Source organism: Bifidobacterium pongonis, from assembly GCF_019331805.1.
Classification (GTDB): domain Bacteria; phylum Actinomycetota; class Actinomycetes; order Actinomycetales; family Bifidobacteriaceae; genus Bifidobacterium; species Bifidobacterium pongonis.
On sequence record NZ_JAHBBE010000025.1, the window covers coordinates 1 to 25,693 of the forward strand.

The 25,693-nt window shown below is 63.4% G+C and carries 21 protein-coding genes; 18 read left to right on the top strand and 3 right to left on the bottom strand.

Features of this window, described 5'->3' with window-relative positions:
* The 11 genes from KIH75_RS06965 to KIH75_RS07015 all read left to right on the top strand — a co-directional run.
* A partial coding sequence (locus tag KIH75_RS06965; RefSeq protein WP_219056039.1) for a DUF4190 domain-containing protein occupies nt 1-345 on the top strand: 345 nt, incomplete at its 5' end.
* A 243-nt stretch (nt 346-588) separates the two neighbouring features.
* A complete protein-coding gene (gene argC / locus KIH75_RS06970) occupies nt 589-1,683 on the top strand; it encodes an N-acetyl-gamma-glutamyl-phosphate reductase (protein WP_219056040.1) in 1,095 nt (364 codons plus the stop codon).
* Entirely contained in the window at nt 1,680-2,852 is a 1,173-nt protein-coding gene (argJ, locus tag KIH75_RS06975) for a bifunctional glutamate N-acetyltransferase/amino-acid acetyltransferase ArgJ (RefSeq protein WP_219056041.1), read from the top strand. The genes argC and argJ overlap by 4 nt, the downstream gene beginning before the upstream one ends.
* Before the next feature lie 289 nt (nt 2,853-3,141).
* Nucleotides 3,142-4,095 carry an acetylglutamate kinase gene (gene argB / locus KIH75_RS06980; protein ID WP_033521836.1) on the top strand — a complete coding sequence of 318 codons (954 nt, stop codon included), beginning with the start codon at nt 3,142-3,144 and terminating at the stop codon, nt 4,093-4,095.
* Nucleotides 4,085-5,365: an acetylornithine transaminase gene (locus tag KIH75_RS06985; protein WP_219056042.1), complete on the top strand. Its 1,281-nt coding sequence runs from the start codon at nt 4,085-4,087 to the stop codon at nt 5,363-5,365. The genes argB and KIH75_RS06985 overlap by 11 nt, the downstream gene beginning before the upstream one ends.
* Nucleotides 5,366-5,473: 108 nt before the next feature.
* Nucleotides 5,474-6,442 (top strand): ornithine carbamoyltransferase, encoded by a 969-nt coding sequence (argF, locus tag KIH75_RS06990; protein ID WP_219056043.1) that lies wholly within the window; start codon nt 5,474-5,476, stop codon nt 6,440-6,442.
* Entirely contained in the window at nt 6,439-6,942 is a 504-nt protein-coding gene (gene argR, locus KIH75_RS06995; RefSeq protein WP_219056044.1) for an arginine repressor, read from the top strand. The genes argF and argR overlap by 4 nt, the downstream gene beginning before the upstream one ends.
* Before the next feature lie 303 nt (nt 6,943-7,245).
* Entirely contained in the window at nt 7,246-8,484 is a 1,239-nt protein-coding gene (locus tag KIH75_RS07000) for an argininosuccinate synthase (RefSeq protein ID WP_219056045.1), read from the top strand.
* 216 nt (nt 8,485-8,700) lie between these two features.
* Complete coding sequence (gene argH / locus KIH75_RS07005) at nt 8,701-10,182, top strand: argininosuccinate lyase (RefSeq protein WP_219056046.1); 1,482 nt, start codon at nt 8,701-8,703, stop codon at nt 10,180-10,182.
* 274 nt (nt 10,183-10,456) lie between these two features.
* Complete coding sequence (locus KIH75_RS07010) at nt 10,457-10,969, top strand: HD domain-containing protein (protein ID WP_219056047.1); 513 nt, start codon at nt 10,457-10,459, stop codon at nt 10,967-10,969.
* Nucleotides 10,966-11,751: a putative ABC transporter permease gene (locus KIH75_RS07015; RefSeq protein ID WP_219056048.1), complete on the top strand. Its 786-nt coding sequence runs from the start codon at nt 10,966-10,968 to the stop codon at nt 11,749-11,751. Before KIH75_RS07010 ends, KIH75_RS07015 begins: the two co-directional genes overlap by 4 nt.
* A 233-nt stretch (nt 11,752-11,984) precedes the next feature.
* On the opposite strand, the gene KIH75_RS07020 is transcribed toward KIH75_RS07015, so the two are convergent.
* Complete coding sequence (locus tag KIH75_RS07020; protein ID WP_219056049.1) at nt 11,985-13,835, bottom strand: DUF975 family protein; 1,851 nt, start codon at nt 13,833-13,835, stop codon at nt 11,985-11,987.
* A 281-nt stretch (nt 13,836-14,116) separates the two neighbouring features.
* On the opposite strand from KIH75_RS07020, the gene tyrS reads away from it, so the two are divergent.
* From tyrS to KIH75_RS07040, 4 genes are all read left to right on the top strand, one after another.
* Nucleotides 14,117-15,439 carry a tyrosine--tRNA ligase gene (gene tyrS / locus KIH75_RS07025; RefSeq protein WP_219056050.1) on the top strand — a complete coding sequence of 441 codons (1,323 nt, stop codon included), beginning with the start codon at nt 14,117-14,119 and terminating at the stop codon, nt 15,437-15,439.
* 70 nt (nt 15,440-15,509) lie between these two features.
* Nucleotides 15,510-17,441 carry a hypothetical protein gene (locus KIH75_RS07030; protein WP_219056051.1) on the top strand — a complete coding sequence of 644 codons (1,932 nt, stop codon included), beginning with the start codon at nt 15,510-15,512 and terminating at the stop codon, nt 17,439-17,441.
* Nucleotides 17,438-18,484 carry an HAD-IIA family hydrolase gene (locus tag KIH75_RS07035; RefSeq protein ID WP_219056052.1) on the top strand — a complete coding sequence of 349 codons (1,047 nt, stop codon included), beginning with the start codon at nt 17,438-17,440 and terminating at the stop codon, nt 18,482-18,484. The genes KIH75_RS07030 and KIH75_RS07035 overlap by 4 nt, the downstream gene beginning before the upstream one ends.
* 258 nt (nt 18,485-18,742) lie before the next feature.
* Nucleotides 18,743-19,519, top strand: a complete 777-nt coding sequence (locus KIH75_RS07040) for a TlyA family RNA methyltransferase (protein ID WP_219056063.1) — start codon at nt 18,743-18,745, stop codon at nt 19,517-19,519.
* Between the two features lie 137 nt (nt 19,520-19,656).
* Here KIH75_RS07040 and KIH75_RS07045 read toward each other — a convergent pair whose 3' ends face one another.
* Nucleotides 19,657-20,316 (bottom strand): potassium channel family protein, encoded by a 660-nt coding sequence (locus KIH75_RS07045; RefSeq protein ID WP_033521814.1) that lies wholly within the window; start codon nt 20,314-20,316, stop codon nt 19,657-19,659.
* 57 nt (nt 20,317-20,373) lie between these two features.
* Nucleotides 20,374-21,669 (bottom strand): TrkH family potassium uptake protein, encoded by a 1,296-nt coding sequence (locus tag KIH75_RS07050; protein ID WP_236028107.1) that lies wholly within the window; start codon nt 21,667-21,669, stop codon nt 20,374-20,376.
* A 355-nt stretch (nt 21,670-22,024) separates the two neighbouring features.
* On the opposite strand from KIH75_RS07050, the gene KIH75_RS07055 reads away from it, so the two are divergent.
* The 3 genes from KIH75_RS07055 (at nt 22,025) to KIH75_RS07065 (ending at nt 25,635) form a co-directional block, all read left to right on the top strand.
* A complete protein-coding gene (locus KIH75_RS07055) occupies nt 22,025-23,041 on the top strand; it encodes an NAD kinase (protein ID WP_236028104.1) in 1,017 nt (338 codons plus the stop codon).
* Nucleotides 23,041-24,798 (top strand): DNA repair protein RecN, encoded by a 1,758-nt coding sequence (recN, locus tag KIH75_RS07060; protein ID WP_219056054.1) that lies wholly within the window; start codon nt 23,041-23,043, stop codon nt 24,796-24,798. The genes KIH75_RS07055 and recN overlap by 1 nt, the downstream gene beginning before the upstream one ends.
* Nucleotides 24,799-24,897: 99 nt before the next feature.
* Nucleotides 24,898-25,635, top strand: a complete 738-nt coding sequence (locus KIH75_RS07065) for an HAD family hydrolase (RefSeq protein ID WP_219056055.1) — start codon at nt 24,898-24,900, stop codon at nt 25,633-25,635.
* Nucleotides 25,636-25,693: the final 58 nt, after the last annotated feature.

The following is a 25,693-nucleotide window of genomic DNA, read 5'->3' on the forward strand; positions in this document are numbered from 1 at the left end:
ATGCCGATGTTCCAGTACTTCAATCCCGACGACCCGCAGCAGAATCCGTTCTACGGGCGCTGGGATTCGTATGCGATCGTCGCCTTCGTGTGCTCGATCGTGTTCGCGATCCCGGTACTGCCGGCGGTTATCGGCATACTGTCGCTGGGGCGTACCAAGCGTTTGCATATGCGTGGCCGTGGTCTTGCCATCGCCGCCATCATCATCAACGTGCTGACCACGCTGCTGCAGGTTTACCTGTTGGTCAAGGGCATCAGCGTCAACGATTTGTATTCGCAGATGTTCAACATGTATTCCGGCGGCGGTACCGGTGGCGGAGCGGGCGACGGTTCGATCTCCGCATAGTCTCGGCGCGTTCGCGCGTGGGCGTGAAACGATTCGGCGGGCGGGTTCCGCGATGGCGTTCCATCGTGGGCCCGCCTTTGTTGTATGCAAGGCTCAGACGGCCCTGAGCGTTCGCGGTGCCGGTGAGGCGCCAGCGTTCCGGACAGATGACCACGAAGCGAAACGCGGGGGATTGCATAATTATGCATTAGTCTGTATATCGCTGTATGCTCGGTGGAAGTTACCTAGTCAAAGGATATGAATATGGCGAAATACACGGTTGCCGTGGCCGGTGCCACGGGTTATGCGGGCGGCGAGGCCCTGCGCATCCTCGCGGCCCATCCGAATTTCGAGGTGACCTGCGTGGCCGGTCATTCGTCCGTGGGCGAGTCCATGGCGAAGCACATGCCGCACATTCCGCAGCTGGTCGATCTGGTCGTGGAAGACACCACGCCCGAAGTGCTCAACGGCCATGACGTCATCATCCTCGCCCTGCCGCACGGCGCTTCCGGCAAGCTCGCCTCGCAGCTCGACCCCGAATCCATCGTCATCGATCTGGGCGCCGATCACCGTCTTGAGGAGAAGAGCGCCTGGGATGCCTTCTATGGCGGCGACTTCTACGAGCATTGGGCGTATGGTATGCCTGAGCTGATCGTCGGCACGGACGAATCCGGCGAATATCTGCGTCAGAGGAGCGCCCTGCCGGGTGTCAAGCGTATCGCCGGCCCCGGCTGCAACGTGACCGCCACCACGCTGGCCATGCAGCCCGGCGTCGCGCAGGGGCTGATCGAACCGAAGAGCGTTGTGGCCGATCTGGTCGTGGGCTATTCCGGTGCGGGCAAGAACCTCAAGCGCACCAACCTGCTTGCCGCCGAAGCGCTGCAGGCCGCGTTGCCGTACGGTGTTGGCGGCACGCATCGCCATATTCCCGAGATCCTGCAGAACTTCGCGCACGCTGCGGGCAAGAGCGCCGCGGATGCGAAGGACTTCACCCTGAGCTTCACCCCGGTGCTTGCGCCGATGTCGCGAGGCATTCTCGCCACGGTCAGCGCGACCATGACCGAGAAGGCCAAGGGCATGACCGACGCCGAGATCCGCGAGGTCTGGACGAAAGCCTATGAAGGCCAGGACTTCATGGTCGTGCTGCCGGAGGGCACGCTGCCTTCCACCGGCAACATCATCGGCTCGAACGCCGCGCACCTGCAGGTGGTCACCGACCGCAATGCGGGCCGCATCATCGCGTTCGCCGCAATCGATAACCTGAACCGTGGCACCGCCGGTCAAGCGGTGCAATCCCTGAACATCGCCCTGGGCCTGCCCGAGGACCAAGGCCTCACCAAGATTGGAGTGGCACCGTGAGCGTTACTTTCGCACAGGGCTTTTCCGCCGCAGGCGTCGAAGCCGGAATCTCTTCCGTGGAGGGCAAGAAGGATCTCGCCCTCGTCGTCAACAATGGTCCGCTTAACGCGGCCGCGGGCGTGTTCACCTCGAACCGTTTCTGCGCCGCCCCCGTGCAGTGGTCCCGCAAGATCGTGGCCGACGGCACGCTGAAGGCCGTCATCCTCAACTCCGGCGGCGCGAACGCCTGTACCGGCGAACCCGGTTTCGCCCAGTCGAAGAAAACCGCCGAAACCGTGGCCGAACTCGTCGGTTGCGATAGCACCGATGTCGCGGTGTGCTCCACCGGTCTGATCGGCGAACTGCTGCCGCTCGACAATGTGCTCGACGGCGCGAAGCGCGCCTATGAGGCTCTCGCAAACACCGCCGAAGCCGGTGCCGACGCCTCGCACGCCATCATGACCACCGACACCAAGCCGAAGACCGTGGAACTCAACGGTTCCACCGGCTGGAAGATCGGCGGCATGGTCAAGGGCTCCGGCATGATCGCCCCGCAGCTGGCCACCATGCTGTGCGTGATCACCACCGACGCCGTGGTTTCCGCAGGGCAGATGCAGGCGGCCCTCGCCGTGGCCACCGACCGTTCCTTCAACCGCATCGACGTGGACGGCTGCATGTCCACCAACGACACGGTGCTGCTGCTCGCCTCCGGTGCTTCGGGCGTTGAACCCGACCCGGACGAGTTCAACAAGCTCGTGCAGGAAGCCTGCGCTTCGCTCGCCCGCCAGATCGTGGGCGACGGCGAAGGCGCAAGCCACGATATCCGCATCACCGTCACCGGTGCCACCAGCGAAGAGGCCGCCCTCGCATGCGGCCGCGCGGTCGCCGCATCGAACCTGCTCAAGTGCGCCATCAGCGGCAACGACCCGAACTGGGGGCGCATCGTCTCCTCCCTCGGCACCGTGCCCACCGAAGTCGCGCCCTACGATTCCACCGCCGTGACCGTCGATGTCAACGGCGTGCGCATCTGCGAGAACGGCGGAGCCGGCCGCCCGCGCAGCGAGGTCGACATGACCCCGCGCGAAGTCCACATCGACATCGACCTGCATGCGGGCGACGCCGAGGCGACCGTCTGGACCGACGATCTGACCAACGACTACGTGCACATCAACGCCGACTACGAAAGTTGATCCCGCCCAGGGTTACGCACAACTGAAGGATCGTTCCGGCATCGGCGGTCTGATGGGTGTTGTGAGACATAAAGCTTGGCCTACCGGCCTGGAGGGTGTCGAACAACGTCCATCGAACCGCCCAAGGGTTAGCGATAGCCGAAGGATCGTTCCGGCATCGGCGGTCTGATGGGTGTTGTGAGACATAAAGCTTGGCCTACCGGCCTGGAGGGTGTCGAACAACATCCATCAGACCGCCCAAGGGTTAACCAGCCACCGGTTGAACGATGAAACGAAACTAGGAAAGAACATGAGTGAATTAAAGGGACCCGGATTCCACTTCGACGTGCATACGGATCTGCGCGCCGACCAGAAGGCGGAAGTGCTTATCGAGGCACTGCCGTGGCTTGAGGAATTCGCGGGTCAGCGCATCGTCATCAAGTACGGTGGCAACGCCATGATCGACGAACATCTCAAGGCATGCTTCGCCGAAGACATGGTGTTCCTACGCCAGGTGGGCCTGCACCCGATCGTGGTGCATGGCGGTGGACCGCAGATCTCCCAGATGCTCAAGGCATTGGGTATCAAGTCCGAGTTCAAGGGCGGCTTGCGCGTGACCACCCCGGATGCCATGGATGTGGTGCGCATGGTTCTCACCGGTAAGGTTTCGCGCGAACTGGTGGGTCTGATCAACGCGCATGGCCCGTTCGCCGTGGGTCTGTCCGGCGAGGATGGCGGCCTGTTCTCCGCCATGCAGCGCCATCCCGTCATCGATGGCAAGCCTACCGATATCGGTCTGGTGGGTGACGTGGTGAGCGTGGATGCCTCCGCCGTGGAGGATCTGGTGAGCGCCGGTCGTATTCCGGTGGTGTCTTCCGTCGCCCCGAATGAGGATGACGCTACGGAAGTGCTTAATGTGAACGCCGATTCCGCGGCCGCCGCGCTGGCCGCCGCCGTGGGTGCGAGCAAGCTGGTCATTCTGACCGACGTGGACGGTCTGTATGCGGATTGGCCCGATCGCAGTTCGCTGATCGGCCGTATCGGCGTGGAGACGCTGCGTGACATGCTTCCCGATTTGGAAAGCGGTATGAGACCGAAGATGGAGGCTTGCGTGCGAGCCATTGATGGCGGTGTGCCCAAGGCTCACATCATCGATGGACGCAAGCCGCATTCCATTCTGAACGAGATATTCACTTCCGCTGGCATCGGCACCATGGTTGTGCCTGAGGACGGCATTGAAATGAGGAGTTCCTATGAACGCTGACAACACCAAGGGCCTGGACGTGCTCGGCCCCAATGACGACAAGTGGCTGGGGGAGTACTCCCAGGTGCATATGAACGTGTTCGGCACGCCGCTGCGTGTGATGGATCATGGCGAAGGCACCCACGTGTGGGATGTGGATGGCAACCGTTATCTTGATTTTCTTGCGGGCATCGCCGTCAATTCGCTCGGCTACGCGCATCCGGCGTGGGTGAAGGCCGTCAGCGAGCAGGCTGCGAAGGTCGCCCATGTGAGCAACTATTTCGCGTCCGAACCGCAGATTGATCTGGCTGCGAAGCTTATCGAACTGGCTGGCGCTCCGGAGGGGTCGCGCGTGTATTTCGGCAATTCCGGTGCCGAAGGCAATGAGGCGGCCATCAAGATCGCCAAGCTGCATGGCCGTACGTTGACCGATGACGGTTCCTCCCGCATTATCGCGCTGGTGAACGGTTTCCATGGCCGTACGCTGGGTGCGCTGTCGGCGACGTGGAAGCCTGCGATCCGTGAGCCGTTCCAGCCGCTGCTGCCGAATGTCGAATTCGTCGAGGCGGGTGACGCCGAAGCGTTGAAGCAGGCGTTCGCCGTTACGGGTGAGAATGGTAAGGGCCCGGTTGCGGCCGTCATGATGGAGCTGATTCAGGGCGAGGCTGGTGTGCGCCCGGTCGGTGCCGAGTTCGTCAGGCTTGCGCGCGAGCTGTGCACTGAGAACCATGCGCTGCTGATCATCGACGAGGTGCAGACGGGTATTGGCCGTACCGGTTCCTGGTTCGCGTTCCAGCGTGAGGAGCTGTCCGGTGGCGTCACCCCGGATGTGGTCACGTTCGCCAAGGGTGTTGCCGGTGGCTTCCCGATGGGCGGCATGATCGCGTTTGGTGCGAAGGTCGCCGACCTGTTCACTCCTGGTTCGCATGGTTCCACGTTCGCGGGCAACCCGTTGGGTGCTGCTGCGGGCATGGCCACGCTGAACACCATCGAAGGCGAGCATCTGCTTGATAATGTCGAGGCGCGTGGCGTGCAGCTGCGTGATGGCATTATGGCCACCGGCAATCCGCTGTACGAGTCGGTGCGTGGTGCCGGTCTGCTTGACGCGGTGCAGTTGAGCCATCCGTGCGCCCATGCGGTGATGAACTGGTGCTTGGAGCGTGGTCTCATCGTCAACGCGGTGCGTGCCGATGCGCTGCGTTTCGCCCCGCCGCTGATCGTCAGCGAATCCGATGTCGAGGAGGCTTTGGCCATCCTCAAGGATGTTCCCGTCGATCTGCCCGACGACTGATCGATATCGTCCGGGCTGGCCCGTCTGGACCGGCCGGAATGGTCGGTACGCGACATCGCCGTTGACATCGCGTGCCGACCGACACAACGTACAACGTAAGGAGACAACATGGCAACCCCCGAACTGCGCCACATGCTGCGCGACGACGATCTGAACCACGAGGAGCAGAAGCAGGTCCTGGAACTGGCCATCAAGTTCCATAAGGATCGTTTCTACCATCGTCCGTTCGAAGGCCCGCAGGGTATTGCGGTGATCTTCGACAAGCCGAGCACCCGTACCCGTTCCAGCTTCTCCATTGGCGTCGCCGAACTTGGTGGCTACCCGCTGGTGATCGACAAGTCCGGTTCCCAGCTGGGCCGTGGCGAGCCGGTGGCCGATACGGCCCGTGTGCTTGACCGTATGGCGTACGGCGTGGTGTGGCGTACGTTCGGTCAGGATCGTGTTGAGGAGATGGCGAAGTACAGTTCGCATCCTGTGGTCAATGCGCTGACCGACGAATTCCACCCGTGCCAGATTCTCGCCGATTTCCAGACCATTGCCGAGCATCGTGGTGGTGTGGAGAATCTGAAGAATCAGACGATCGCCTATTTGGGTGATGCGGCCAACAACATGTCGAACTCGTATCTGCTTGGCGGTGCCGTGGCTGGTATGAACGTGCGTGTGGCGGGCCCGTACGGCTATCTGCCGGATTCTGCGATTGTGGCCGATGCTGAGGCCATCGCCGCTGAGAACGGCGGTTCCGTGCTGGTCACCACCGATCCGAAGGAGGCTGTGGCGGGTGCCGACTGCGTGTTCACCGATACGTGGGTTTCCATGGGTGAGGAGGCGGAGTATGCCGTACGTTCCAAGCCGTTCTGGGATTATCAGGTGAATGCCGAGCTGATGGCGTTGGCCAAGGATGATGCCATCTTCCAGCATTGCCTGCCCGCATACCGTGGCAAGGAGGTTACGGCCGAGGTCATCGACGGCCCGCAGTCCGTGGTCTGGGATGAGGCCGGTAACCGTCTGCACGCGCAGAAGGCTCTGCTCACTTGGCTGGCGGGCAAGGCTCGCGGCGATGAAAGCCTGTTGGCATGAGCGATCCCACACCGATGCAGCGCCCGACGAGCCGGGCCGCCCGGCTGAGCGCCATCGAGCAGGCGTTGCTGACTCGTGTCATCACCTCGCAGGCGCAGCTTTCCAAGGTGCTGGCCGACGAGGGTATTGAGGTCACGCAGGCGACGTTGAGCCGTGATCTTGATGAGATGAACGCGTTCAAGCGGCGTCTGCAGGATGGCACCATGGCTTATGCGGTCGGGCATCCGGAGGGTGATGAGCGGCCGTTGGACGGCAAGGTGGAGCAGCAGATGTCCCGTGCGCTTAACGGGCTGGTGACGTCCGTGGCCACGGCGAGGAATCTCATCGTGGTGCATACGCCTTCGGGTGCGGCCCAGTATGTGGCGTCCGTATTGGATAAGCAGAACATCGACGGTGTGCTGGGCACGATTGCCGGCGACGATACGGTTATGATGATCTGCGCCGATGATGATAGTGCGTCCGAACGTGCCGATTGGCTGCTGTCTTTGGCTTCCAAGTGATTGCCGTTTGCCTGTGACGGCATGGCGTGCCTGTGACGCATGCCGTGAACCGCGCCGACCTGGGAATGGTGTTTTCCGTTCCCGTGGTCGGCGCGGTTTTGCATATATGCCGTCGTGCGCGATGCCGTCCGTGAGGGGTGGGGCGTGTGCGGGCGACGGAACGGTACCGACTGGCGGATGTTGGCGGTTTCGCGTGCCATGATTCATGTACGGTGAGGGGGAACGGAAAATATGACACGCCGTGCATAAATATACGTAGCTCTGTATATACTTGCATAAGCTTTGTTCGTAGAAAGGGCAATCATGGCAGATAAGAATCGTCTCGTCCTGGCGTACTCCGGTGGTCTGGATACCTCCGTCGCCATTTCGTACCTGAAGGAACGCACCGGCAAGGATGTCGTGGCGGTGTCCCTCGACGTCGGTCAGGGTGGCGAAAGCCTCGAAACCATCAAGGAACGCGCACTGGCCTGCGGTGCCGTCGAAGCATACGTCGTCGACGCCCGCGACGAGTTCGCCGAGGAGTACTGCATGAAGGCCCTCAAAGCCAACGCGCTGTACGAAGGCGTGTACCCGCTGGTTTCCGCCATCTCCCGCCCGCTCATCTCCAAGCACCTCGTGCGTGCCGCCCACCAGTTCGGCGCCGACACCATCTCCCACGGCTGCACCGGCAAGGGCAACGATCAGGTCCGTTTCGAGGTCTCCATCGCCTCCATCGATCCGACGTTGAAGGCCATCAGCCCGATCCGCGACCTTTCCCTGACCCGCGACGTCGAGATCGCGTTCGCCAAGGAACATGAGCTGCCGATCGTGCAGACCGAGAAGAGCCCGTTCTCCATCGACCAGAACGTGTGGGGTCGCGCCATCGAAACCGGCTTCCTTGAGGATCCGTGGAACGCGCCGACCAAGGACTGCTACTCCTACACCGACGATCCGGCCTTCCCGCCGGTCGAGGACGAAGTCGTCATCGAATTCAAGCAGGGCGTTCCGGTCAAGATCGACGGCCACGACGTCACCCCGCTGCAGGCCATCGAAGAGATGAACCGCCGCGCCGGCGCACAGGGCATCGGCCGTATCGACCTCATCGAGGATCGTCTGGTCGGCATCAAGTCCCGCGAGCTGTACGAGGCTCCGGGTGCCGTGGCCCTCATCACCGCCCACCAGGAGCTGGAGAACTGCTGCCTCGAACGCGAGCAGCACCGCATCAAGCGCGACATCGACAAGCGTTGGGCCGAGCTGGTCTACGATGCGCAGTGGTTCAGCCCCGCCACCCAGTCCCTGAACGCCTTCATCGAAGACACCCAGAAGTATGTCAACGGCGAGATCCGTATGATCCTGCACGGTGGCCGCGCGGTCGTCACCGGCCGTCGTTCCGACAGCTCCCTGTATGACTACAACCTGGCTACCTACGATTCCGGCGACAGCTTCGACCAGAAGTCCTCCAACGGCTTCATCGACATCTACGGCCTGCCGAGCCGTGTGGCCGCAGCCCGCGACGTCAAGTTCGGCAACGGCATCGAAGTGCCGGACAACACCGTCGAATGATCCGATCCAACCGGATCGGGTGACAGGCTCACCGCCGCACACGTATGAAGGCCCCGTGGCCCATCCCCATACCGGGACGTGGCTCGGGGCCTTCCGCACAAACGGGGATGCGAACACGATCGAAGGAACCCGCCGCACGGCACGCCATACTGCTCGCCGTACTGCGTGATGGAATACGAACCGGCGTTTTCCCCTTCCAAGGTTAAGGTAAAAGGCATGACTGAAAGCAACAACGAACATCTGGCCCTGTGGGGCGGCCGCTTCACCTCCGGCCCCTCCGCCGCACTGGCCAAACTCTCCAAGTCCACCCAGTTCGACTGGCGTCTCGCCGACGACGACATCGCAGGCTCCCGCGCCCACGCGCGCGCCCTCGGCAGGGCAGGCCTGCTCACCAGCGACGAACTCAACCGCATGGAAGCGGCGCTCGACGAACTGCAGCGCGCCGTCGACAACGGTACGTTCGCACCCATCGAAGACGACGAGGATGAAGCCACCGCGCTCGAACGTGGTCTTATCGACATCGCAGGCGACGAGCTCGGCGGCAAACTGCGCGCCGGCCGTTCCCGCAACGACCAGATCGCCTGCCTCATCCGCATGTGGCTGCGCCGCCACTCCCGCGTGATCGCAGGCCAGCTCATCGATCTCATCAACGCGCTGATCGAGCAGAGCGTGAAGGCCGGCAAGGCCGTCATGCCCGGCCGCACCCACATGCAGCACGCCCAGCCCGTGCTGCTCGCGCACCAGCTCATGGCCCACGTGTGGCCGCTGATCCGCGACATCCAGCGTCTGATCGACTGGGATAAGCGCATCAACGCCTCCCCGTATGGTTCCGGTGCGCTTGCAGGCAACACCCTGGGTCTTGACCCGGAGGCCGTCGCCCGTGAACTCGGTTTCGGCACCGTGACCAGCAACTCCATCGACGGTACCGCCGCCCGCGATCTCGTTGCGGAGTTCGCCTTCATCGCCGCCATGACCGGCGTCGACATCTCCCGCCTGTCCGAGGAGATCATCATCTGGAACACGCAGGAATTCGCCTTCGTCAAGCTCGACGACGCGTATTCCACCGGTTCCTCCATCATGCCGCAGAAGAAGAACCCGGATATCGCCGAACTCGCACGCGGCAAGTCTGGCCGTCTCATCGGCGACCTCACCGGCCTTATGGCCACGCTGAAGGGCCTGCCCACCGCGTATGCGCGCGATCTGCAGGAAGACAAGGAAGCCGTGTTCGATCAGGTCGACACCCTCGAAGTGCTGCTGCCGGCCTTCACCGGCATGGTCGCCACCATGCGCTTCGACACCGAGCGTCTCGCCGCCGAAGCCCCCACCGGTTTCGCGCTGGCCACCGACATCGCCGAATGGCTGGTCAAGAATGGCGTGCCGTTCCGCCACGCGCACGAGCTTTCCGGCGCATGCGTCAAGATCGCCGAAGGCCGTGGCGTGGAGCTGTGGGATCTGACCGACGACGATTTCATCACCACGTTCGCCGCGTTCCTGCCCGCCGAAACCGCGCCGAAGGTGCGCGAAGTGCTGTCCAGCGACGGTTCCGTCGCCTCCCGTAACGGCAAGGGCGGCACGTCGTACGGTCGCGTGCGCGAGCAGATCGCGGACGCCAAGCGTGCGACCGAGGAGTTGAAGGTATTCGCCGACTCCACCAGCGACGGCCCCGCCTACAAGGCGCCGGAAACGCTGGCACGTTGATATTCGGCCGGTCGCACGCCATGACGGATGAGCCGTGCGACCGGCCATGAAGCTTGGTCGACCCGCCGTTTGAGCAATCGCGCGGCGGGTCGGCTTATGGGCGCGTATAAGGGGAGCGTGCCCGGCGGTCCTTCGTGAGGATGAGATGCCGAAGCGCACATCCTTACGGCATACGACCGTTTCATTCCATCGAATGAGGGCGTCCGGAACAATCCTGCAATACACTCGAACGCAGCAAACCCCAAAGTCCCGCAATCGTGAAGGAAGACGAACGGTGCTGACGAGAGTTCAGATCCAACGGCTGGTGTATGCGCATGGCCGTGAAATTTTCGAACATGATCATATGGATATCGAGAAATGCTGCTATCAGCATGGTGCGGTGACGACGTTCGCCCATTCCGTGCGCGTCGCCTGCCTCGCGGTGTGGATGGCGGACCGTCTGCACCTCTGGTACCGCGTCGACCTGCATTCGCTGGTCAGAGCCGCGTTGCTGCACGACTATTTCCTCTACGACTGGCATGACTGGGACAACGGCGAACACCGGCTGCACGGCTTCACCCATGGGGGTGCCGCGCTGCGCAACGCCGTGCGCGACTTCCGTCTCAACGCCATCGAACGCGACAGCATCGCCAAGCACATGTTCCCGATGACCCCGGTCCCGCCGAAATACATCGAAGGCTATCTGGTCACCATGGCGGATAAGATCAGCGCGACGAGGGAGACGTTCTCGCGCGACCGGTTCAACAAACCACGATTGCATACCCATGCCGGGGAGGTGCGTTCATGATCGCCATCGAACACCTGTTCCTCTGGTTCCTGCTGTACAGCTGCGTCGGCTGGATCTACGAATCGATTCTGGTATCCGTTCTTGAGAAGCGTTGGGTGAACCGCGGCTTCCTCAACGGCCCGGTATGCCCCATCTACGGTGCCGGCGCGGTGCTGGGCATCGTGCTGCTGAGCGGCCTGAAAGGCCACCCGTTCCTGATTTTCCTGATTTCCGCGCTGGGTGCCAGCGTGCTCGAATACGTCACCTCGTGGGCAATGGAGAAGATGTTCCATGCCAGGTGGTGGGATTACAGCGATTACCGGTTCAATATCCAGGGGCGCGTCAGCCTGCTGGGAGCCGTGGTGTTCGGCGCGGCCGGCGTCGGGCTCATCGAATTCGCACAGCCTTGGGTGGGGGAGTGGACCCAGCTTATTCCGCCTCATGCGCTGCATGTGGTGTGCCTCGTGTGCCTGGTGCTCATCGTGGTCGATCTCATCGTCACGGTCAAGGGCATCGTGAACTTCAGCGAAAGCCTGCGGAACTTCAGCGAACTGGTCCAAGCCACGGCGGAACGTGCCGGTGAATCATGGCAGTGGGGCAAGGATGTGCTGCTGCAGAAGATCCGTGAATGGTCGGCCTCGTCGCAGGAGATCCTCGCGGGTATGCGCAGCGGCGCGATGGAGACGCTGAACCGCCAGCAGCGCCGCATGATCCAGTCGTTCCCCAGTTTGAGATCGACCGAATCGGTGAAGGACAGCAAGATCATGGAAACCGTACGGGAGCTGCTGCGCAGAAGCAAATGACGCACGCGGCGGCGGTAACCGTCCACATGCCGTGCCCACGGTGGCTATGAATCCGTAGCATGTGCGGCACGGCATACGGGCATAAATACGGAACATACGAAACATACGAAACATACGAAACGGCCCGGAGCATCCACAGGGGAATGCTCCGGGCCGTTCCGTATCCGTTTGCCCGTTCGGGGTGGCCGTCCGTCCAATCATCCGAGACGACGGAACGGGCGGCCATCAGACCGTCAGGACCCCACCTGCACCGACGACGTGCCGGTATCGGTGATGCCATGGCCGGAGTTCGGATGCTGGTTGGAATAGACCTGATCGCCGATGTAGGCGATCAGCAGCACCAGCGCCACGCAGAACAGCGCCTTGCGGTTGATGCGGTCGAGCAGCTGGTTCAGGGTCGGCGCGACCAGATACACGATCGCCAGACCGCCCAAGCCGAACACGAGCAGACCTTCGGCGCAGATACGGCCGTTGAGGTTCAGGAAGTAGCCGGTGTAATCCCACCAACGCTGGCCCTTCGTGGTCTCCAAGTACCACGACGACAGGTATTCCAGCCCGCCGCACAGCACGATCGCGGCGACGAACTCGGCGACCGGGTGCTCGCGCAGCTTCTTGAGCAGGATGAGGATGATGATGCCGCCGGTGCCGTAGATCGGCAGCCACGGGCCGTGCAGCGTGCCACGGTTGACGAAGATGCCCTCGTCGATGAGGCACAGCGCGACCTCCCACAGCCAGCCGATGATGCAGAAGATGAAGAACATCATCACCAGGTTCAGCGCGGAATAACTGCGTGCGGCGTTGAGGCCGCCGACGTTGATGTTCTTGTCCTTCATCGGGATGGGGGAGAGGCGCACCGGGTACATGCGCGCGTCGAGCAGCGCCCTGCCGGTCTTCACGGCGTTCATCTTCGCACGGTAATCCTCCCATGCGGCCACCGCCTTGGAACGCATGATGCGAATGCCGAACCAGTCGGCCAGCCAGCCCGCGAAGCCCTTCGGCTTGCTGATCGTCTCGCCTTGGGCGTCCACCTCATCGATGACCTTGCGCGCGTCGGCGTACGTGGTCTCCAACAGTTCGGACGGCGCCTTCTCGAACAGGAACGTGTCGTTCAGCTGGTCGGTGCCCTCGACGCTGGCCTGCTTCGAAACGCCGCGCACGTACGTGTAGTACTCGGCCCAGAACGCGGCCTTGTAACCGTTCACGTAGAACACGCCGACGATGCCGAACGTGAGGGAGGAGAGGATATCCCAACCCAGGAAGCTCAGCATGGCGACGAAGCATTCCCACTTGTGGCCCTTCATCATGCGGCGGGACAACGTGATCGCGTCGCAGGCCTTCATGGAGGGGTTCTCGGCGAGGATGAACGGCACGAGCAGGTAGGAGAAGGTTTTGATGATGCCGCCGATGATGGTGCACCACCACAGGGTGAGGAACACGCTCTGCACGAACATCGTCCACGCGATATGCGCCCACTTCCTGGTACGGACGGGGAACAGGAGATGATGGACCGGCACCTGCTCGTAGACACGCGATTCGAGCACCATGCGCCTCGACGCCACCAGATAGGTTTGACGGATGAACAGCCACACGAACAGATAGAACGCGAGACCGGCGAGCACCAGCAGCGCGGTCACCACGCCGCGCGAATGGATGATGGAGTTCGCGGCGTCGGTGATGGAAAGAATGGCCCCGCCGGTGGAGAAGGAGTTCAATACCATGGCGAACACGCCGCGCGAACGGCCGAGCATGGCGTTGTTGTCGTTGTCGCGGATGTTCTTCTCGGACTGCTTCACCTGCTGTTTGGCGGCGTCCTCGTTGCCGCTGACGAGCATGTCGAAGATGTCGGAAATGCCGTTGGTCGACAGATGGTCGGATGCGGCGCTGCTGGTGGCGATGGAACCGTCGCTGCCGGTACCGTCGACGGTGGTGCTCACGGTTTCCGACGGCGCCTGATAATCGGTCGCCCACAACGTCGAACCGTATTCGGCGCCGAGGAACGCCGCGAACAGGCAAAGCGCGACGATCAGCCAGTAATGCCGTTTCAGCGTGACTCTGGCTTGCGCCTTAAGGAATTTTCGATTCATATGCTTCTCTTCTCTGAATGCGAAACATTACATGGGCACGGCCGTGCCCGAACAGCCTCATTATATCCGCGTGTTTTTCCGCCGTTTCGGCGGCTTTCCGCGGTTCGACCCCCGTGTTTGCCCCCGTGCCCGCCCCGCCGACGTCCGCATGGTGAGGCTTCGGGCCGCCGCCCCGCGAAACGGCCGTGGCCGGGCCGTGTTGCTGTCGTGATGTTCTGCGAGACTGAGTGTTGCGTTATGCGCATTCGAAACCCGAGAATTTGATAGGGAGATTAACGGAAATGGCTCGTATCACTGACTTCAGAGAAGCAGGTTTTTCATCTCTGCTTGAGGAACTTCAGTGGCGTGGTCTGGTATCCCAGTCCACCGATCGTGAACGTCTTGCTCAGGCACTGGACGGCGAGCCGATCACCTATTATTGCGGATTCGATCCGACCGCAGCCTCCCTGCACATCGGCAACCTCGTCCAGCTCATCAACATGCGTCACCTGCAGCTCGCCGGGCATCACCCGATCGCCTTGGTCGGCGGCGCGACCGGCCTGATCGGCGATCCGCGCCAGTCCGGCGAACGCACCCTGAACCCCAAGGACGTCGTGGCCGGCTGGGCCGAGCGTCTGAAGCGTCAGATCGGCGGCATCCTCGACACCGACGGCAGCAATCCGGTCCGCTTCGTCTCCAACTACGATTGGACCGCGCAGATGAGCGTTATCGACTTCCTGCGCGATGTCGGCAAGAACTTCCGTCTGGGCACCATGCTCGCCAAAGACACCGTGGCCCGCCGCCTGAACTCCGAGGAGGGCATCTCCTTCACCGAGTTCAGCTACCAGGTGCTGCAGGGCAACGACTTCCTGCACCTGTTCGACGAATACCACTGCACGCTGGAACTCGGCGGCTCCGACCAGTGGGGCAACCTCACTTCGGGCCTCGACCTGATCCACAAGGTGCGCGGCGTGGACGTGAACGTGTTCACCAGCCCGATCATCACCGACGCCCAGGGCAAGAAGTTCGGCAAGTCCGAAGGCAACGCGGTCTGGCTCGACGCCACCATGCTGAGCCCCTACAAGTTCTACCAGTTCTGGATCAACCGCCCGGACGCGGAGATGGACAGCCTGCTGAAGGCGTTCACCTTCCTGCCGAAGGACGAGATCGAACGCCTGATCGAGGAAAGCAAGACGAATCCGGGCGCCCGTGAGGCGCAGAAGGCCCTGGCTTGGGAGGTCACCAGCTTCGTGCACGGCGAGCAGGCCACGCAGGCCGCCATCGACGCCTCCACCGCGCTGTTCGGCCGTGGCGGCGATCTGAAGGCCATCGACGAGGAGACGCTGGAATCCGTGCTTGAAGGCTTCAAGGTCGCCGACGAGAACGGCGAACACGTGTTCCCGCAGGCCGAGGCCGGCGCGCGCGTGATCGACGCTGCCCAGTCCGCAGGCCTGTTCAAGTCCGGTTCCGAGGCTCGCCGCGCCATCAAGTCCGGCGGCGTGTACCTGAACAACGCCCGCGTGGAGGACGAGGAGGCGACGCTGTCCGAGGATGATTTCCTGGGTGGTCGTTTCGCGCTGATCCGCCGCGGCAAGAAGGCCCTCGGCGTGGTCGAACGCCACTGACCGGCGAACGTTTCGAAAAGTCGCACAGATACCGATACCCGATTGAGATTACGAGATTAAGGGAAAGCATATGGCAGAAGGTAACGAACATTCCGGCAAGTCTTTCGGCGGCCGCAAGTCCTACGGGCATGGCGGTTCCGGTCGCCCGGGCAACCGTGGCGGCAAGGGATTCAAGCCGCGCGGCAAGGGCGGCTACGGCCACCGCGACGGTGAGCGCGACGGCGGCAAGGGCGGTTTCGGCGGCCGCAAGCCTTACGGCAAGGGCGGTTCCGGTTTCCACAAGGACCGTGATTTCCGTAAGGACGGCGACGGCGAGCGCCGCGGCGGTTACCGCAAGGACTTCCATAAGGATGGCGAGTTCCGTAAGGATCGTGATTTCCGTAGGGATGGTGACGGCGAGCGTCGCGAGTTCCGTAAGGATCGCGACTTCCGCAAGGATGGCGAGCGTCGCGGCGGCTACCGTGGCAACGGTGGCAAGGGCGGCTACCGCAAGGATGGCGGTTTCCGTAAGGACCGTGACTTCCGTAGGGATGGTGACGGCGAGCGTCGCGGTGATTTCCGTAAGGATCGCGATTTCCACAAGGATGGCGAACGTCGCGACTTCCACAAGGACCGTGATTTCCGCAGGGATGGCGACGGCGAGCGTCGCGAGTTCCGTAAGGATCGTGACTTCCGCAAGGATGGCGAGCGTCGCGGCGGCTACCGTGGCAACGGTGGCAAGGGCGGTTACAACAAGGGGCCGCGTCGCGATGGCGAGCATGGCGGTAACCCGCGTTACCAGCGTAACGATGATCGTCGTGGCGATCGTCGCGACGACCGTCGTGAGGGCCAGCGTCAGTTCAACGATGAGGAGAAGCGCGAGTACCGCGAGCATAAGCGCACCGAGTACATGAGCCGTCCGCGTCGCAACTCCGACGGCACGATGAGCTTCCCCTCCCAGAATCCGTATACGGCGCGTCGCCCCGGCGAGCCGAAGATGCCGAAGGGCTTGGAATGGTCCATGCTCTCCAGCGATGAGAGGGAGCGTCTGCGTGGCCTGTCGAAGGAGCACGCGGAGAACATCGGTCTGCATATCCTTGCCGCCTACACGCTGATCGAGGATGACCCCGAGCTTGCGATCGAGCATGCCAAGTGGGCCGCCAAGCAGGCTTCCCGCATCGATTTCGCGCGTGAGACGCTGGCTTTCGCCGCCTACCGTACCGGTGATTACAAGCTCGCCCTGCGTGAGTTCCGCACCGCCTACCGTATGAACGGCTTCCCGGATTACCTGCCGTTCATGGCCGACTGCGAGCGTGGCTTGGGCAATCCGAAGAAGGCCATCGAGCTTGCATTGAGCGATGACGCCAAGCTGCTGCGCGGCGAGCCGAAGGCCGAGATGTTCCTCGTGTACGCCGGTGCGCTGAGCGATATCGAGGAGTGGGATAAGGCCATCGCGGTCGTGCACACGCTGGGCCGTTCCAAGGGCTTGAGCGGCGGGTACCGTATGCGTGCCCTGCAGGCCGAGCAGCTGTTCCTGGAGGAGACCGGTCAGAGCGAGCAGGCCGAGGCTCTGGACGGTGTGATCGAGAAGCTTGAGGATCAGTACGCCGACTTCGACATCGACGAGGAATCCGACGACGTGGTGATCGACCATGATCTGGAAGGTCTGGCCGACGATACCGACGTGCTGGAGAAGCTCGGCATCGACCCGTCCGAAGCGCAGTTCGCGCCCGATCCGGAAGATGAGGAGGACGAGACCGAACTGCCCGCCGAAGAGGCACAGGACGGTGCGGAATCCGACGAGGAGCCCGTCCAGGCGGCCGAGGAGGCCGATAAGGCTGAGGAGAACGCGGAAGCCGAGGAAACCGGTGAAGCCGAGTCCGAAGAAGCCGAGTCCGAAGAAGCCGAGTCCGAAGAAGCCGAGTCCGAAGAAGCCGAGTCCGAAGAAGCCGAGTCCGAAGAAACAGACAAGGCCGAGACCGCCGAGGAATCCGCATCCGACGAGGAGCCGACCGAAGAGTGAGCAAGACCCGTTTTCTCAAGGGAACCGACCGCACGCTGGCCGAGCAGTACCATCTGGCGCTGCTCGACCTCGACGGCGTCGTCTACCGCGGCAAGAATGCCGTGGACCATGCCGCCGATTCCATCCAGCAGGCCGAACAGGCCGGCATGATGATCGAATACACGACGAACAATTCGTCGCGATTCCAGCGCATCGTAGCCGACCAGCTCATCGGATTCGGCCTCAAGGTCGAACCGTGGCAGGTCATCACCTCGTCCGTGGTCGCCGCCCGCATGGTGGCCAAGGCGGTGCCGGCCGGATCGCGCGTGATGGTGCTGGGCGCAGAACATCTGCGCGAGGAGGTCGAACGCGCCGGACTCGTCGTCACCGACGACCCGACCAGCAAACCGGTCGCCGTCATCCAAGGCTGGTACCCCGACATGACCTGGCAGATGATGGCGAACGTCGCGTTCGCCGTCGAAGCGGGCGCCACGTATTTCGTGACCAACCGCGATCTGACCATCCCGCGCGAACTGGGCATCGCGCCCGGCTGCGGCTCCATGATCCAGGCGGTCATCACCGCCACCGGCGTCGAACCGGTCGCATCCGCAGGCAAGCCCGAATCGTACATGTACGACGAGGCCCGCGAACTCAACGCCTCCGAAGGCAACGACATGGTCTCCAAAGAGGAGTCCATCGCCGTGGGCGACCGTCTCGACACCGACATCGAGGCGGGCAACCGTGGCGGCTACGATTCGCTCGCCGTACTCACCGGCGTGACCAACCCGCACGAGCTCATGCTCGCCCCGGCCCACCTGCGCCCCACCTACGTGGCGAAGGATCTGCGCGGCCTGAACGAGGCGATGCCGCTGCCCACCAGCATCGGCAACGGCTGCTGGGTGTGCGGAAACGTGCGCGCCGCCTACGACAAGGTGGACAACGAGATCCGCGTCGGCGACCCGACCTCCATCAACGCGCTGCGCGCGGCGATCTGCCTCGCCTGGCAGCTGGCGGACAACGGCACCGACCTGAGCACGGTGAAACTGCCCGATTTCACGCTGTGACATCACGTGCCCGCACCGGTCTTCACCGGAATGCGGGCGCACGTACGAGAGAAGAAGCGCCGCCGCGCGAACCGGAACGCAAGGTTCGCGCGGCGGCGTGTTTTCCGGCCCGAACATGCGGGCGGCCAACGCGCAGACGGCGCGGAATGGCGCACGCGGCCGGAACGATCCGCGGATAAGGAAGATATGAGCGAATACAACGACGGCGACGGCATCGACTTCGACTTCGACGCCACGGCGGACGGCACTGCGAACGGCATGACCGACATGCCCGGCATCGTCGAGATGCCCGACCGGCTGGACCTGCTGCTGGTGGAGTCGGGCGTGGTGGGCACGCGCACCAAGGCGCAGAAGCTCATCAAAGCCGGCAAGGTGACGGTGAACGGCGAAACGGTGACCAAACCGGCGTATGCCGTCGGTTCGCTGGGCCATGCGCGCATCCGCGTGGACAAGGGCGAGGACTACGTGTCGCGCGGCGCGTACAAGCTGATCGGCGCGTTCGACGCGTTCCGCAGCCAAGGGCTCACCGGCCCGGAAGGCTTGGAATGCCTCGACATCGGCGCATCCACCGGCGGGTTCTGCGACGTGCTGCTGCGCAGGGGAGCGAGGCAGGTCATCGCCCTGGACGTCGGCCACGGCCAATTGGACCCGCGCATCGCCAACGATCCGCGCATCATCGAAATGAGCGGCGTGAACATCCGCGACGTGTACACGGACGACCTGCCCTACCGCCCGCAGATGATCGTCTCCGACGTGTCGTTCATCTCCCTGACCTACGTGATTCCGGTCATCGCGCGCATCGCCGCGCCCGGCGCACAGGTGGTGCTGCTGGTCAAACCGCAGTTCGAGGTCGGGCGCGAAGGGCTCGGCAGGAACGGCATCGTCGTAAGCGAGGAACTGCGCCGCAAAGCCTTGGACGATGTCGTGGCCTGCGCCAAACGGGAAGGGCTTGACGTCGTCGCCACGGCGCCATCGCCCATCGAAGGCACGCACGGCAACGCCGAATGGCTGCTGTACGCGCGCACCGGCGAGTGACGGGCTGCCGCACGTCGATACATCGCGCACCGACACGAAAACACGCGAAAGGCCGGTCGGGCATGGAACACACCATGCCCGACCGGCCTTTCGCCACCGCCGATCCGGCGCCCCGAGGAGCCGGGGGAGGGGAGCCGTCAGTCGGCCAGGAACTTGTCGATCTGGCTCTGCCTGCCGGCGATGATCAGCTCGTCGTTGCGGCGCATCACCGTATCGTTCTCGCCATACTGGAATTCACGGCCCGGCGACTTCACGCCGACCACCACGATGCCGTACTTGTCGTGGATCTCCGCCTCCGCGATCGTCTGCCCGGCGAGACGCTGCGGCGTATGCACCTTCACCACCGTGTGCATACCCTCGATCTCGATGTAATCCAGATAGTTGCCGGACACCAGATGCCCGATGCGCTTACCGGCGTCGCTTTCCGCGTTGATCACATGACGCGCGCCGATACGGCGCAGAATACGCGCATGCTGGATGGACACCGACTTCGCCCACAGGTCGGTGATGCCCGCATCCAACAGATTGCCCGCGGCGATCACCGAGGCCTCGATACTGTCGCCGATCGCCACCACGGCGGTATCGAACTGCGAGGCGTCGATGCGTTCGATCGCCATCACATCCGTCATATCCGCCTGCACCACCGGAATCTGCGACGACCAACGCGCCACGATCTCCGGATCCTTATCGACGGCGAGCACATCCTGCTCCATCTCGTTCAACGTCGAGGCCACGGAACTGCCGAATCGTCCCAGTCCCACGACCAGTACGCTTTTGGTGCCCTTCTTACGTGCCATATGTGCTCCTTGGAAAATGAAATGCATGCCCAGTGTACGCCGCTCACGGCGCGGAAATCAGCCGACGATGACGTTCTCCTGCGGGTAACGGATCGGTTCGGGCGCCATCGGACGGCTGATGGAATACGCGATGGTCATGGGGCCGAGCCTGCCGATGATCATCGTGGCGGCGAGAATGAACTGCGACGCCGGATTGCCGGCGCTGACCACGCCCACCGAATAACCGCCGAGGCTGAACGCCGAGCAGGTTTCGAACAGGGCGTCGCCGAGCGAGCAGTCGGTGACGAACATGAGCGCCATCGACACGATCGCGACCAACGACAGGCAGGACGTCGTGACCGAAATGGCGGTCATCTGAATCCTGCGCGGAATACGCCTGCGGAACACGGTCACATCACGATGGCCGGTGAACGCGGCGCCGCAGATCAGGATGATCACCGCGAACGTGGTCACGCGGATGCCGCCGCCCGTGGACGAGGAACCCGCGCCGATGAACATGATGATGCTCATGAAGAACTTGCTTTCGCTCCCCACGCCCGGCACCCAGGAAATGTCGAAACCGGCCGAACGCGGCATCACCGCCGCGACCATGGCCCTGCGGAACTTCATCGACAGGTCGTCCACGGGGAACAGGTCGGTGTTGTTCCATTCGACGATGAGGAACCACACCAGCGACGTGCCCACCAGGATCGCCGTGGTGATCAGCGTGAGCTTGGTGTGCAGGGACCAATGCTTGGGGCTTTGGCGACGGCGCGCGCACTGCACCACGTTCAACACCACGGGGAAGCCCAGCGTGCCGATGAACGCGCTTACGAGAATCGGCAGGCCCACACCCCAGTTGGTCACGTGCAGGCCGGAGGTGTCGGGGGTGAAACCGGTGTTGTTGTACGCGGAGACGGCGTAGAAGATCGCCTGCCACAGCGTGCGGCCGGCATCGTTCTTATTGACGCGCAGCAGCTCCGGCAGCAGCAGGGTGAAGGTGAGCGCCTCGGTGATCGCCGTGATGGTCAACACCACGGTGATGACGCTTTTGACTTCGGACAGCTTGTTGGTGCCGAGCTCGTTGGCGGTGAGCATGCGCTGCGACACCCTCAGACGGCGGCTGATGCCGAGCGCGACGATCGAAGCGAACGTCATGACGCCCAGGCCGCCGAGCTGAATGGAGAACAGGATGACGACCTGCCCGAAGAACGACCAGTAGGAGCTCGTATTGACCACTTGGATACCGCAGGTGGACAGCGCCGAAACCGCGGTGAAGAACGCGACCGGGAAACTGGTGATCTCACCGGTCTGCGTGGCGAACGGCATCAGCAGCAGCGCGGTCGCGATCACGATAAGCACCGCGAAATACATGATCGACAGCCGCCCGGGGTGCCCGAACAGACGGTCGGTGAGGCTGACGCGGCGAATACGCTTGGCCGGCGTGCTTCCTCTGACGCCCTTCTTGCGAAGCCTTTTCAGCGTGATCCTGAAACGCCTGCTCGCCTCTACGGGTTCATCAAGGTCACGTGCCACAGAACCCTCCTAACGTTGCGCAATACATGATCTTCCGCCGTACGACATTCTAGACCGTGGTCGGCTCAAGCCGTTCACCCGACGGCGGGATGAGACGCGACGGTTCGAACAAACGATTAGGATAATGCATAGTGTGACCGAATACGTCGAATCGCACGGATCATGTACGGAAAACGGGGATGGAGAGCATCGTATGACGAGACGCAACGCCGTGGTCGTGACGCATAGCAGGTTGCGCCAAAGCGGCACGGTGGTCAGTGAGGCCGTGGAACAGCTGCGGGCGGCGGGATTCGAGGTCACGATCATCGACAACGTCGACCCGCCCGCATTCGGCGCACCGTCCCCGCGCGTCTCCGACAACACCGAAATCGTCGTCGTGCTCGGCGGCGACGGCACGATCCTACGCGCGGCCGAACTCGTGCACTGCACCGAAGTGCCGATTCTCGGCGTGAACCTGGGGCATGTCGGCTTCCTGGCCGAATTCGAAAGCTTCCAGATGAGCGAGGCGATCAGGCGGGTCGCGGACCACGACTATTCGATCGACGAACGCATGATCGCGCACGTGGACGTATGGCTGCCCGGCGCCAACGAGCCGATCGAGGACTGGGCGCTCAACGACATCACCCTGGAACGAGAAACCCGCGGCAAGATGGTGGAACTGTCCATCCGCGTGGACGACGTGGAAATGAGCTCCTTCGGCGCGGACGGCGTGATCGTATCCACGCCCACCGGGTCGACCGCCTACGCCTTCTCTGCGGGCGGCCCCATCATCTGGCCGAACGTGAAGGCCCTGCAATTGACCCCGCTGGCCGCGCACGCGCTGTTCGCCAGACCATTGGTGATCGGCGCCGAATCCACGTTCACGCTCGACATTCTGGAAAGCTCCGTATCCGACGGATGGATTTGCTGCGACGGGCGCAGGCAGCGCTCGCTGCCCAAGGGCACCCGCATCGAGGTCCGCGCGTCGCGCGACACGCTGCGGCTGGCGCGTCTTTCCGGCGTGCCGTTCACCAACCGTCTGGTCAGCAAGTTCGACCTTCCCGTGGTCGGATGGCGCGAACAGGCGAACCGCGGCAAGGCGGCCCATGACGCGGCACGCGGCGCGGGGCGCGATGCGGCTTCCGATAACGGCCAAGACACGTCACACACCACGTCTCGTACCACGTCTCGTACCACGTCCCACGACGGGACTTCGGGGAGCGGCCGCTGATGCTGGAAGAACTTTCCGTACGCAATCTCGGACCGATCCATTCCGCGCGGATCACCCCGGCTGCGGGCCTGACCGCCATCACCGGCGAAACCGGCGCAGGCAAATCCATGCTGCTCTCCGCCATCCGCCTGATCTCAGGCGGCACGGCATCCGGCTCGCGCGTCTCCTCCGGCGCGGGCGAAGCTTGGGCGCAGGGCGTGTTCTCTGTGGGTGACGGCGCCAACGGTGCCGACGGCTCTGACGCCGACGCGCCCATCGCGATCCGCAAGGCCTTGGCATACGCCGAAGACGCCGGCATCACGCCTGAAGACGGCGAACTGTTCCTTTCGCGCGTCGTACCCGCCTCAGGCCGTTCCCGAGCCGTGCTCGGCGGCAAAACCGTACCCCGTTCGGTACTGGAATCAGTGGCCGACGAACTCATCACCGTGCACGGCCAAACCGACCAGCTGCGCATCGCATCCGCCGCGCGGCAACGCGAATTCCTCGACATGGCGGCCGGCGACGACGAACAGCTCGACGCCTACCATCACGCATGGGAAGCGCTCGCGGCAATGGACGCGCGCCTGGCGAAACTACGCTCCCAGGAGGCCGCCGCACGCCAGCAGGCCGACTATCTGCGCGAATCCATAGAACGCATCAACCAAGTGGACCCGCAGCCGGGCGAAGACAAGGAACTCAAGGATCGACGCGACCGCATCGAGAACGCCGCGGCGATCACCCAAGGCGTCTCGTCGGCCCTGGCTTCACTGGACGCCTCACAGGTGAGCGTGGACTCGGACGCCGTCTCCGCGGTCGACCTGGTGAACCGCGCGGTGCAGGCATTGCACGGCATCCGCGTCGGCGGCGTGTTCGAGGAGCAGGCCGCGCGCTTGGAATCCATCGCGGCCGACCTGACCGACGTGGTGTTCGCGCTCGCCCAGGAGCTAGGCGGCGACGGCGACGTGGAGGATCTGGACCGGATCAACGGGCGCATCCACGAGCTGAACGAACTCATGCGCCGGTGGGGACCGGAATTGTCCGACGTGATCGCATGGCGCGACAAAGCCGCGTTCGACGTGGAGGATCTCGACGCCTCACCCGAAAAAGTGGCACAGCTCGAAGACGAACGCGAACACCTGTACCGTGAGGCGCTCACGGCTGCGGAGGCGTTGCACGATGCGCGCGAACAGGCCGCGGAACGCCTGGGAGCACATGTCAGCGAGGAATTGGAGTCGCTGGCGATGAGCGGCGCGTCGCTGCGCATCCGCGTGGCGGAACATGAGGGTGATGGCCCCACGGGTCCGCTCGGCCCGCATGGCGGCGACGACATCGAGTTCCTGTTCACGCCGTTCCCCGGTTCGCCGGAACTGCCGATGGGCAAAAGCGCGTCCGGTGGCGAGCTGAGCCGTCTGATGCTCGCATTGGAGCTTGTCGCGGCTGAGCAGCGTGGCGGTGCCGGCGGCATGACGTTCATTTTCGATGAGGTCGATGCTGGTGTGGGCGGCAAGGCCGCCGTGGAATTGGGCCGACGTCTGGCCCGGCTCGCCGAGGACGCGCAGGTGATCGTCGTGACCCATTTGGCACAGGTCGCATCCTGGGCGGATCGGCAGTTCGTGGTCGCCAAAGCCGAGAATCCCGACGCCGGCGTGATCGAAACCACGGTCACCGAGGTGACCGGTGAGGCGCGTACAGGCGAAATTGCTCGTATGCTGTCTGGTAGTGCGACGGAGACGTCGCTCGATCATGCGCGGGAGCTGCTGGCCGAGTCCACGTTGTAGTGGCGGCCCGCGGTGGTGGCCGGTACACGGTCGTCCCGTCGGATGGGCGGTGCCGTGCGGATGCGGTGCCGGCAGCGAGAACAAAGGAGTGGGATCATCATGAACGACACCGACATCAGTTTCATCGACGCTGGTTTCGCCGACGCGGCCGATGATGGCGCAAGAACCGACGGAACCGTCGCGGTCGCGCCGCCCGCGGCCGCCATCTTCGACCTGGACGGCACCCTGCTCGACTCCATGGGCGTGTGGGACCAGATCGACATGGAATTCCTGGCCAAACGCGGATTCGACGTCCCCGACGACTACGTGCCCACCATCAGCGCCATGCCGTTCCAACAGGTCGCCGCATACACCATCGACCGGTTCGGCCTGGACGAGACGCCCGAAGCGGTGATGGCCGAATGGGACGAGATGGCGCACGAGGCGTACGCGACCATGGTCGAAGCCAAGCCCGGCGCGGTGGAATACCTCACGTACCTGCGCGATGCGGGCGTGAAAATGGCGATCGCGACATCGCTGACGCCGTCGCTGCGCGAACCCGCCATGAAGCATGTGGGCATCTTCGACTTTTTCGACACGATCGTTTCGGTCGACGACGTGCACGGCACCGGTAAGGACGAACCGGACGTGTATCTGCTCGCGGCGTCCCGGCTTGGAGTCGAGGCGCGTGAATGCGTGGTGTTCGAGGACATCCTGGAGGGCATCCGATCCGCGAAATCCGTAGGTATGCGGGCATGGGCCATGCACGACGACTCCTCGGACGGGCAGTGGGACGCCATCTGCGCGCTGTCGGACGGCGTGATGCTCGACTTCCGCGACGCGCCGCGACTCTGGTAGTAGACGGTAGACGGCTGGCGGCCTGACGGGCGGCTGACGGGCTGGTGAGCTCGGCGTG

What these genes read in the sequence shown, in the direction of transcription:
- argC (WP_219056040.1), top strand. Translation starts at nt 589, where the DNA reads ATGGCGAAATACACGGTTGCCGTGGCCGGTGCCACGGGTTATGCGGGC.
- argB (WP_033521836.1), top strand. Translation starts at nt 3,142, where the DNA reads ATGAGTGAATTAAAGGGACCCGGATTCCACTTCGACGTGCATACGGAT.
- KIH75_RS06985 (WP_219056042.1), top strand. Translation starts at nt 4,085, where the DNA reads ATGAACGCTGACAACACCAAGGGCCTGGACGTGCTCGGCCCCAATGAC.
- argF (WP_219056043.1), top strand. Translation starts at nt 5,474, where the DNA reads ATGGCAACCCCCGAACTGCGCCACATGCTGCGCGACGACGATCTGAAC.
- argR (WP_219056044.1), top strand. Translation starts at nt 6,439, where the DNA reads ATGAGCGATCCCACACCGATGCAGCGCCCGACGAGCCGGGCCGCCCGG.
- KIH75_RS07000 (WP_219056045.1), top strand. Translation starts at nt 7,246, where the DNA reads ATGGCAGATAAGAATCGTCTCGTCCTGGCGTACTCCGGTGGTCTGGAT.
- argH (WP_219056046.1), top strand. Translation starts at nt 8,701, where the DNA reads ATGACTGAAAGCAACAACGAACATCTGGCCCTGTGGGGCGGCCGCTTC.
- KIH75_RS07015 (WP_219056048.1), top strand. Translation starts at nt 10,966, where the DNA reads ATGATCGCCATCGAACACCTGTTCCTCTGGTTCCTGCTGTACAGCTGC.
- KIH75_RS07020 (WP_219056049.1), bottom strand. Translation starts at nt 13,835, where the DNA reads ATGAATCGAAAATTCCTTAAGGCGCAAGCCAGAGTCACGCTGAAACGG.
- tyrS (WP_219056050.1), top strand. Translation starts at nt 14,117, where the DNA reads ATGGCTCGTATCACTGACTTCAGAGAAGCAGGTTTTTCATCTCTGCTT.
- KIH75_RS07030 (WP_219056051.1), top strand. Translation starts at nt 15,510, where the DNA reads ATGGCAGAAGGTAACGAACATTCCGGCAAGTCTTTCGGCGGCCGCAAG.
- KIH75_RS07040 (WP_219056063.1), top strand. Translation starts at nt 18,743, where the DNA reads ATGACCGACATGCCCGGCATCGTCGAGATGCCCGACCGGCTGGACCTG.
- KIH75_RS07045 (WP_033521814.1), bottom strand. Translation starts at nt 20,316, where the DNA reads ATGGCACGTAAGAAGGGCACCAAAAGCGTACTGGTCGTGGGACTGGGA.
- KIH75_RS07050 (WP_236028107.1), bottom strand. Translation starts at nt 21,669, where the DNA reads ATGTATTTCGCGGTGCTTATCGTGATCGCGACCGCGCTGCTGCTGATG.
- KIH75_RS07055 (WP_236028104.1), top strand. Translation starts at nt 22,025, where the DNA reads ATGACGAGACGCAACGCCGTGGTCGTGACGCATAGCAGGTTGCGCCAA.
- recN (WP_219056054.1), top strand. Translation starts at nt 23,041, where the DNA reads ATGCTGGAAGAACTTTCCGTACGCAATCTCGGACCGATCCATTCCGCG.
- KIH75_RS07065 (WP_219056055.1), top strand. Translation starts at nt 24,898, where the DNA reads ATGAACGACACCGACATCAGTTTCATCGACGCTGGTTTCGCCGACGCG.